Here is a 2,663-nt window from a genome sequence, read left to right on the forward strand (position 1 = left end):
AGGAACTTGATGATGAATTGTCAGGTTATTTGGTTAAGACTGATTTTAAGGTGCCCGCTGGTGTAACAAAGTTGCAGGAAACTTTGAAGTCATATTATTAGATTTGTAAAACATAGGCCTTCAGAAACGAGCACTTCTGGAGGCTTTTTTGATTTGTCTGGTAAATATTTCAACATAAGGTCTGATAAAATTAAAGAGTAGTATTAAAAAGATCGCGTAGGACTATTATGACTGAATTTATCGATGTGTTTAGAGAATTGATTAAAGAATATCCCCGAGCTGTTTGGGGCTTTTTGGGCTATTACCAAGCTCTAATTATGACGATTTTTATCATTTGGTTTTTCTATAAAGTAACGGGTATCAAGGTTAAACACTTCTATGAACGAATTTTTATCGCTTTTGTCTTTATAATTCTTTTTATCACAAGAGTATTTGGTATCTACGTTGTATTGCTCTCTACCTTAGTCGCAATCGTATTGTTTACCTTATATTATCGTAAGATTGATCGTATTAAAATCGTTACTACAATAGCTATGGGTGATAGCCTATTCTTAATTGCTTATTTTGCTCTGGCTGTATTGGTTTATTTTCGAGTTGGTAAGGACGGTAAAATAAATTATGATCACCTTACTTTTTATGAGAGTATTCTGTTAACCATTTTCTATCTAGTTTGTGTAATTTTAGTAAAAAAATATGTCTGGTTTCTGCGAAAGCAATTAGAAAGTCAAACAAATAAAATATTTTTATTCGCAGTCGGTTATGCTTATGTTTCTTTATACTTCTTAACACTTGTCTTTTTACCAATAAAAAAGGGTGTACCTGTAATGTCACTTCTATTACTTGTTGAAGTGGCGCAGATCTTACTGGGCTTTTATATCTACTATTCTTTCGTCCATATTCAACGTGATTTGATGCAAAAGAAGGAGCAAGAAACTCTGAAAAAATATGCCGCTAGTTTAGAGCAGAATCAATTGCAATTGAGAAAATTCAAACATGATTACCAAAATATGCTAACGAGTTTGAAGCTAAGTGCTGCCAATGGCGACAATCAAGAGTTACTTGATAAGCTGGAACATTATTCAAATACGCAGATCAATAATCAAGACTTGTGGCGTTTCAATGATGTGGACAACATTCATAACGATTTGATCAAAAGTATTATCATTAGCAAATTGAATGAGATTCATCAAAAGAAGATCCCATATCATTTTGAATGCAAGCAAAACATCGAAAAACTTCCCAATGTGGACCCATTTGATCTGGTTCGGATCATCGGCGTTACATTTGATAATGCGATAGAGGCGAGCAAGAATCTACCTAATGCTCAGGTTAATGTCATGATTTATCAGGATCAGCCTGGCGAATTTGAGTATGAAATTGACAATAGGTGTAGAGATTCAGATTTGTCTGTAGAGAAGATGAGCAAGGCCGGTTTTACGACCAAGAAAGGTCATAAAGGACTGGGTCTAGCTAATGTAGACGATATTGCGAAAAAGTATGATCAAATGTACATTGACCGCAGTATCAAAGACGGTTGGTTTAAATTTACGATAGTTGTGGAATAGAAATGAAATATGCAGTAGTTGTTTGTGATGACGATCCTGTCCAAGCAGAAGAAATTGCCAAGATGGCAAAGAATGCGCAGATGTATTTGTCAGACGAAGATCCAGTAGAATTTGATTTTAAAATAATTGGTCATAGCTATGATGAGGTCGCAAATTACCTGGGAAATAATCACTTGAATGGTGCGTTTTATTTCTTAGATATTGAATTAAGCGATTCAGCTCATGCTAAGACTGGGCTTGATTTGGCCGAATTAGCTAAAAAGCAGGATCCTCGTGCACAGATTATCTTTGTAACGACGCATGAGGAATTATCTTTGATGACGTTCCAACGGCGCATCGGCCCAATTGACTACATCATCAAGGATGATTCGGTAGCGATGCAGAAGCGCATCACTGCTACGCTACAATTGGCAATCAAGAATTTGTCTGAGTGGAACCTTGTTAAAAAGATGACTTTTTCGTATCGTTTAGGACATTTGATCAAGAATATTAATGTTGATGACGTTTACTACCTTGAAACGTCGCAGCTGCCACATAAACTACACTTGGTAAAAAGTGATGGTGAAGCCGACTTTGTAGGTAATATCCGTAAAGTTGAAAAGAATAATTCATTTTTAGCCAAAATATCGCGTTCTTGTTTAGTTAATCCAAAGAATATTCAAACGATTGATTTGCATAAAAAGGTAGTGATCTTTCCCAATGGGGATGTAGTTCCTTACGCTCGCAGTCAAGCCGAGAAGATGCGATCTCTAATTGAGCAACAAAATCGCAAAGAATAATGCAATTCAGGACGAAAAAATGACCAAATAAGATGGTTTTGCATCAAAGACTGATTCTTGAAGCATAATTATAGTCAGAAAGAGGATGAAAGATATGTTGCTTAAAGTATTTTTAATTATTTTTGGTGCATTGATGATAATTGGCGGTATTTATACGGTTAAACAAACTAAGCATTTCGTTAATAATCAACAAAAGAGTATTAAGAAAAATCAATTTTCTTCCTTTGGTATTGTTGCTGGTTACTACCAAGGTGTCATCATCGCCGTTGTTGGCGTGGAGATGCTTTTAGCAGGTATTTTCATTAGTGGATGAGGTGAG

At 35.4% G+C, this 2,663-nt stretch carries 3 protein-coding genes; all 3 read left to right on the forward strand.

The features are described 5' to 3' along the window. Window positions 1–227 precede the first annotated feature (227 nt). The 3 genes from ACI313_RS02050 (at window position 228) to ACI313_RS02060 (ending at window position 2,657) form a co-directional block, all read left to right on the forward strand. Window positions 228–1,565: a sensor histidine kinase gene (locus ACI313_RS02050; RefSeq protein ID WP_170088936.1), complete on the forward strand. Its 1,338-nt coding sequence runs from the start codon at window positions 228–230 to the stop codon at window positions 1,563–1,565. A gap of 2 nt (window positions 1,566–1,567) precedes the next feature. Continuing rightward, complete coding sequence (locus ACI313_RS02055) at window positions 1,568–2,344, forward strand: LytR/AlgR family response regulator transcription factor (RefSeq protein WP_056985770.1); 777 nt, start codon at window positions 1,568–1,570, stop codon at window positions 2,342–2,344. A gap of 94 nt (window positions 2,345–2,438) precedes the next feature. After that, window positions 2,439–2,657 (forward strand): hypothetical protein, encoded by a 219-nt coding sequence (locus ACI313_RS02060; protein ID WP_056985771.1) that lies wholly within the window; start codon window positions 2,439–2,441, stop codon window positions 2,655–2,657. Window positions 2,658–2,663: the final 6 nt, after the last annotated feature.

This window comes from Floccifex sp., from assembly GCF_051873495.1.
In the GTDB taxonomy this organism is placed as follows: Bacteria; Bacillota_I; Bacilli_A; order Erysipelotrichales; family Erysipelotrichaceae; genus Floccifex.